General features: G+C 42.5%; 4 protein-coding genes, 9 tRNA genes and 1 pseudogene. 1 reads left to right on the forward strand and 13 read right to left on the reverse strand.

Going from position 1 to position 6,074, the window contains the following annotated elements:
• Positions 1 to 5 precede the first annotated feature (5 nt).
• The 4 genes from K1I97_RS06925 to K1I97_RS06940 form a co-directional block, all read right to left on the reverse strand.
• Positions 6 to 1,010 (reverse strand): uroporphyrinogen decarboxylase family protein, encoded by a 1,005-nt coding sequence (locus K1I97_RS06925; protein WP_223331942.1) that lies wholly within the window; start codon positions 1,008 to 1,010, stop codon positions 6 to 8.
• Between the two features lie 228 nt (positions 1,011 to 1,238).
• On the reverse strand, positions 1,239 to 3,047 hold the full coding sequence (glmS, locus tag K1I97_RS06930; RefSeq protein ID WP_223331943.1) for a glutamine--fructose-6-phosphate transaminase (isomerizing): 1,809 nt from the start codon (positions 3,045 to 3,047) through the stop codon (positions 1,239 to 1,241).
• Positions 3,048 to 3,325: 278 nt separating this feature from the next.
• Complete coding sequence (locus tag K1I97_RS06935) at positions 3,326 to 3,688, reverse strand: DUF1304 domain-containing protein (RefSeq protein WP_223331944.1); 363 nt, start codon at positions 3,686 to 3,688, stop codon at positions 3,326 to 3,328.
• A gap of 10 nt (positions 3,689 to 3,698) precedes the next feature.
• Positions 3,699 to 4,124: a MarR family winged helix-turn-helix transcriptional regulator gene (locus tag K1I97_RS06940; RefSeq protein ID WP_223331945.1), complete on the reverse strand. Its 426-nt coding sequence runs from the start codon at positions 4,122 to 4,124 to the stop codon at positions 3,699 to 3,701.
• A 168-nt stretch (positions 4,125 to 4,292) separates the two neighbouring features.
• Here K1I97_RS06940 and K1I97_RS06945 point away from each other — a divergent pair.
• Positions 4,293 to 5,110, forward strand: a pseudogene (locus K1I97_RS06945) (transposase); the annotation flags it as partial.
• Positions 5,111 to 5,186: 76 nt separating this feature from the next.
• Here K1I97_RS06945 and K1I97_RS06950 read toward each other — a convergent pair.
• The 9 genes from K1I97_RS06950 to K1I97_RS06990 all read right to left on the reverse strand — a co-directional run bounded on the left by K1I97_RS06950 (position 5,187) and on the right by K1I97_RS06990 (position 5,968).
• Positions 5,187 to 5,260, reverse strand: a tRNA-Pro gene (locus K1I97_RS06950).
• 14 nt (positions 5,261 to 5,274) lie between these two features.
• Positions 5,275 to 5,348 (reverse strand) — tRNA-Arg (locus tag K1I97_RS06955).
• Positions 5,349 to 5,359: 11 nt separating this feature from the next.
• Positions 5,360 to 5,445, reverse strand: a tRNA-Leu gene (locus K1I97_RS06960).
• A gap of 7 nt (positions 5,446 to 5,452) precedes the next feature.
• Positions 5,453 to 5,524: transfer RNA gene (locus K1I97_RS06965), tRNA-Gly, on the reverse strand.
• 27 nt (positions 5,525 to 5,551) lie between these two features.
• A tRNA-Thr gene (locus K1I97_RS06970) sits at positions 5,552 to 5,624 on the reverse strand.
• 12 nt (positions 5,625 to 5,636) lie between these two features.
• Positions 5,637 to 5,718, reverse strand: a tRNA-Leu gene (locus tag K1I97_RS06975).
• 5 nt (positions 5,719 to 5,723) lie between these two features.
• Positions 5,724 to 5,796 (reverse strand) — tRNA-Lys (locus K1I97_RS06980).
• 24 nt (positions 5,797 to 5,820) lie between these two features.
• Positions 5,821 to 5,893 (reverse strand) — tRNA-Asp (locus K1I97_RS06985).
• A gap of 2 nt (positions 5,894 to 5,895) precedes the next feature.
• A tRNA-Val gene (locus K1I97_RS06990) sits at positions 5,896 to 5,968 on the reverse strand.
• Positions 5,969 to 6,074 lie beyond the last annotated feature (106 nt).

Here is a 6,074-nt window from a genome sequence, read left to right on the forward strand (position 1 = left end):
TCCTTTTAGAGAACAGCTGCCTGCCGAATCCAGTCCAACCTCTCTAAGTCAAAGTCATCTGGAACAGTACAGTCAGCTCCCAGAAGAACGCCTTTACTACCCGCTTCAGCCAGCAACCGTCTTGTTTCATTTTGCAATTCCGCCTTGGAACCGTGATAAAGCAAGCTTTTCTTGCCATTTTCAAATCCACCTAAAACGGCCTTGCCTGGAAATAACTCTTGCCCCTGTGTCAAACTAACATCCTCATGATGAGTCGCCCAGTTGACCACTTGAGCTGGATAGTCCTTAAATATCGTCACATCATTGCTCGCACCTTCAAAACCACAGATATGGAGGATATTGGTCCCACCAACCTGATTGGCTGCCTCCAAAATCGCTATATTGCTCGGTTCGATGTAGATTTGATATAGTGCTGGTGTGATGCGCTCATCTTGAATTTCCTGGGTACTGAGATAAATCCCATCGACCCCACCTTGCTGGATGATTTTCTGAGTTAGGATAGCAATATCTCCTGCAATCACATCTAGAATCGCTCTGAATTGCTCAGGGTTTTCTAGCAATAGATCAGCCACTTCCCTATCTCCTCGAGAAGTTTCTGTACGGAACCAGCGCCTGAGGTAGGAGATAGGCGAAAAGATATTGTAGAAAGAAGCAATCTCTTCGGTAAAGGTCTCTCGAATCGCTTGTACCACTTCCACCTGTTGCTGAATCCATGGGTGTTCCTCACCAATCGACTCAATAGAAGCCAACTCCTGAATGCTTGCGATCTTAGGACTATGGACATTACTTGGATAAAGGAAAAAACCGTCGCTCATAATTTTGACAAAATCAGGATGAATCCTTTCCACATAGTTGCGATGCCCATCAACACTTTTTTGAAAGATACGTGGATTGTTTAATCCCTGCCCCTTTTCTTCGAGTGTTACAAAATGAAACCAAAATCCCACAGGAACTCTTTCCACTTCATCGCCTCGAATCGCTCTAAAGACTAGATCTCTTTTACTTGCCATACCTTTCTCCTTCCATTTGGATTGAAACTATCTTACCATTCCTTTTTTCCTTTTCCCAATATATATTGACTATCGACTTGATTGGGAATTTTTATATCTATAAAGAAAAACACCTTAGAAATCCCTTTAAATCAGATTTTCTAAGGTGTTTATACTCATTGTTTTCAAATGATGTTCTCTACGATATGAAATTTTTATAAGCTTGATAAGAATTATTTATACTCAGTCTTATTCCACAGTTACTGACTTAGCAAGGTTACGTGGTTTGTCCACATCAAGGCCACGGTGGAGTGTTGCAAAGTAAGCGACTAATTGCGTTGGTACGACCATTGAGATTGGTGAGAGGTAAGGGTGGACGGTCGTAAGGACGATATCATCGGTCTCTTTAGCAACATTTTCTTCTGCGATAGTGAGAACCTTGGCACCACGAGCTGCGACCTCTTGGATATTTCCACGAGTGTGGTTGGCAAGGACTGGATCTGACAGGAGGGCCAAGACAGGCGTTCCTTCTTCAATCAAGGCAATCGTTCCATGCTTGAGTTCTCCTGCCGCAAAGCCTTCACACTGGATGTAAGAAATCTCTTTGAGTTTGAGACTAGCTTCCATGGCTACGTAGTAGTCTTGACCACGTCCGATGTAAAAGGCGTTGCGAGTTGTTTCAAGAAGCTCACGAACCTTGGCATCAATAGTTTCTTTCTCAGAAAGAGTTGATTCGATAGACTGAGCCACGATAGACAACTCACGAATCAGATCAAAGGCTTGTGCTTTAGCATTGCCATTTGCTTCACCGACTGCTTTTGCAAGGAAGGCAAGGGCTGCAATTTGCGCTGTATAAGCCTTAGTTGATGCCACGGCGATTTCAGGACCCGCGTGAAGGAGCATGGTATGGTTGGCTTCACGTGAAAGAGTCGAACCTGGCACGTTTGTAACCGTTAAGCTCGGAATCCCCATTTCATTGGCCTTGACCAAAACTTGACGGCTATCAGCTGTTTCACCAGACTGGCTGATAAAGATGAAGAGTGGTTTTTTGCTGAGAAGTGGCATACCGTAGCCCCACTCAGATGAAATTCCAAGTTCAACTGGCGTATCCGTCAATTCTTCCAACATCTTCTTAGAAGCAAATCCTGCGTGGTAAGACGTTCCAGCCGCAAGGATGTAGATGCGGTCAGCGTCTTGAACAGCCTTGATGATAGCTGGATCAACCACTACTTGACCCGCCTCATCTGTGTAGGCTTGGATGAGTTTACGCATCACCGTTGGTTGCTCGTCGATTTCCTTGAGCATGTAGTAAGGATAAGTTCCCTTACCGATATCTGACAAGTCGAGCTCAGCAGTATAGCTAGCACGCTCACGACTGTTGCCGTCATAATCTTGAACTTCGACACTATCAGCTTTGACGATTACCAACTCTTGGTCATGAATTTCCATGTATTGGTTAGTCTCACGAATCATAGCCATAGCATCTGAGCAGACCATGTTGTAGCCATTTCCAAGACCAATCAAAAGTGGTGATTTATTTTTCGCCACATAGATGACATCTGGATTTTCAGAGTCAATCAAGGCAAAGGCATAAGAACCACGAATGATGTGAAGGGCTTTTTTGAAGGCTTCAAGCACTGAGAAACCATCTTCTTCAACAAATTTACCAATCAAGTGAACGGCGATTTCTGTATCTGTTTGCCCCTTGAAGTGGTGACCTGAAAGGTATTCTTCCTTGATCTCAAGGTAGTTTTCAATCACCCCATTGTGCACCAAGACAAAACGTCCAGTCTCAGAGCGGTGTGGGTGAGCATTGTCCTCAGTTGGTTTCCCGTGAGTCGCCCAACGCGTATGTCCGATACCAGTTGTTCCCTCAACACCAGCTGTCTTAGCAGACAATTCAGCGATACGGCCAACAGCCTTGACTAGATGATTTTCAGCACCACCTAGGACAAAAATCCCCGCAGAATCATAGCCACGGTATTCAAGCTTTTCAAGCCCTTGAATCAAAATATCAGTTGCGTTTGTGTTTCCAACAACACCGACAATTCCACACATAGTATATACGACACAGACCAGCTGTGCTTTCCCCTTAAATTGGTATAGTCTGATTTCCCTTTTACAGAATCAGCAAAAACAGTATATACTTGTTTTTATCACTTGTCAAGAATAAAAATTGGTATAGTTTTTCTAGAAAACAGGTCATTAAGATTTCATCTAATAGCTGACAAGCTGGTATTAACAGATTAAACTAGAGAAAAGAAATATTAATATATAAAACTCAAAAGCTAGGCAGGAAAATCTAGCTTTTAGAGCTAACAAAAAACGCGACTTTCTTATTTCAAAATCAAAATACTGAATAGAGTTAGAATAGCAGGCCCACCTTGCTTCAGAATAATCTTCTTGTCTGCTGTCAGAGAACCGTAGGTCGCTGCACCAAACACAAATAAAACAAAGATGGTCACAATTTCCAAACTTTGTGAGAAATAAATCCCATACAAAAGAAACACACCTATCAAAGCATTATAAATTCCTTGATTTTTAAATAATGAACTCACTGAAGGACGAGCCAGTTCTTCCTTATCCACATTAAACACTCGACTAGTAGTGTCTGATTGAGTAGTCACACTTTCCAGATAAAAAATGTAAAAATGCTCCAAAGCAACGATAGTTGCTAAAACAATTGTAAAAATAGACATATTCTTCTCCTTAAATTTCTATCTCTTCTAAGCCCGATTGCAACTTTTCTAACAAGCGACTGAACTCTTCTCGCTCTCCTTTTGTAAGTACGCTTTCCATCTGACTCTTTACCTTTATATGTTGTTGGGGAGAGTTGGTTACTAGTTGCCCTCTCGCAAAGTCTGTCACTTCCACTAAAACCTCCCTCTGATTTTCAGGATTCCGACGTCGATCAACCAAACCTTCCTTTTCCAAAATTTTAAAGTGCCGTGTCAAGGCAGCCTGATCAATCTTCAAACGCTCCTGAACTGCTATTTGATTACACGGTGACTGATCGATTAAGAAACATAAGATTTGATAACGAGTCAGACTAATTCCTAATTGGCGTTCGAATAATTGTGTCATAGACTGATCTGCCAACCGTAGTTGATACAGTAAATCATGGATTGCTACCATCATTCCCTCCCAACATATATGATTCATCAATACTTGACTTATCAAGTATAATATATGCTAAAAAATAAATCAAGTAATATGCTTAAGTTTTCTTGATTTATCAGACCCCATAATATTTGTAGTAGGCAAATCTCCTATGGATCTTATGGAGCCTATTTTGTTGTAGAAAAGGAAATAGTCGCTAAACTGGACTATGACGGCTCATCTTGTCCTGATTGCGGAAGTCAAATGAGGAAATATGACTTCCAGAAACCGTCTAAGATCCCTTACCTTGAAATGACTGGTATGCCTACTAGAATCCTCCTTAGAAAGCGACGTTTTAAGTGTTATCAGTGTTCGAAAATAGCGGTCGCCGAAACCTCTCTCGTCAAGAAAAATCACTAAATTCCTCGTATTATCAACCAAAAAATTGCTCAAAAGTTGATTGAAAAGACGTCTATGATCGATATTGCTCATCAGCTGTCCATTCCAACTTCAATTGTTATTCATAAGCTCAATGACTTTCACTTAAATCATGACTTCACCTGGCTTCCAGAAATTATGTTCTGGGACGAATGCGCCTTCACCAAGGGAAAGATGAGTTTCATTGCACAAGATTTTGACAAGCTTAATATCATCACCGTCCTTGAGAGAAGAACACAAGCTGTTATCCGAAATCACTTTCTTCGCTACGATCGAACCGTTTGCTGTCAGGTGAAAATCATTACGATGGATATGTTTAGCCCTTACTATGACTTAGCTAAACAGCTTTATCCCAGTGCTAAAATTGTTCTAGATCGTTTTCACATCTCAAGGATAAAGAGAAAATCGTCAACGCCCTTCAATTACCTTATTCCAACGCCAAATTGGAAGCAACTAATAATCTCATTAAACTCATCAAACGCAATGCTTTTGGTTTTCGAAACTTTGAAAACTTCAAAAAAAGGATTTTCATCGCTCTCAACATCAAAAAAGAAAGGACGAATTTCGTCCTTTCTCGATCTTAGCTGACTTCAACCCACTACAGTTGACAAAGAGCTTTGATTTACAAATAACAGTTAATAAAAGCTCATATAAATATAATCGGGAAGACAGGATTCGAACCTGCGACACCTTGGTCCCAAACCAAGTACTCTACCAAGCTGAGCTACTTCCCGCATTAAATAAAAAATGCACCCTAGAGGAGTCGAACCTCTAACCGCCTGATTCGTAGTCAGGTACTCTATCCAGTTGAGCTAAGGGTGCTCATTACTATATGCCGAGGACCGGAATCGAACCGGTACGATCGTTACCAATCGCAGGATTTTAAGTCCTGTGCGTCTGCCAGTTCCGCCACCCCGGCCTCTCTAAGCGAACGACGGGATTCGAACCCGCGACCCCCACCTTGGCAAGGTGGTGTTCTACCACTGAACTACGTTCGCATCGACCTCTTATTCTATATAAAAAAATGCCGGCTACATGACTTGAACACGCGACCCTCTGATTACAAATCAGATGCTCTACCAACTGAGCTAAGCCGGCCTATTTCTATTATGCGGGTTAAGGGACTTGAACCCCCACGCCGTTAAGCGCCAGATCCTAAATCTGGTGCGTCTGCCAATTCCGCCAAACCCGCTAATATGACCCGTACTGGGCTCGAACCAGTGACCCATTGATTAAAAGTCAATTGCTCTACCAACTGAGCTAACGAGTCTAAAATAACTGCCGTTATCTTAAACGGTCCCGACGGGAATCGAACCCGCGATCTTCGCCGTGACAGGGCGACGTGATAACCGCTACACTACGGGACCTATGGGAGTTAACGGGATCGAACCGCTGACCCTCTGCTTGTAAGGCAGATGCTCTCCCAGCTGAGCTAAACTCCCAATAAGGAAGTCTCTAAACTTCCTATTCTGCTAAGCGACTTCCATATCTCACAGGGGGCAACCCCCAACTACTTCCGGCGTTCTAGGGCTTAACTACTGTGTTCGG

Origin of the sequence: Streptococcus oralis (assembly GCF_019929345.1) — a bacterium.
Taxonomy (GTDB): domain Bacteria; phylum Bacillota; class Bacilli; order Lactobacillales; family Streptococcaceae; genus Streptococcus.

What these genes read in the sequence shown, in the direction of transcription:
- K1I97_RS06925 (WP_223331942.1), bottom strand. Translation starts at nt 1,010, where the DNA reads ATGGCAAGTAAAAGAGATCTAGTCTTTAGAGCGATTCGAGGCGATGAA.
- glmS (WP_223331943.1), bottom strand. Translation starts at nt 3,047, where the DNA reads ATGTGTGGAATTGTCGGTGTTGTTGGAAACACAAACGCAACTGATATT.
- K1I97_RS06935 (WP_223331944.1), bottom strand. Translation starts at nt 3,688, where the DNA reads ATGTCTATTTTTACAATTGTTTTAGCAACTATCGTTGCTTTGGAGCAT.
- K1I97_RS06940 (WP_223331945.1), bottom strand. Translation starts at nt 4,124, where the DNA reads ATGGTAGCAATCCATGATTTACTGTATCAACTACGGTTGGCAGATCAG.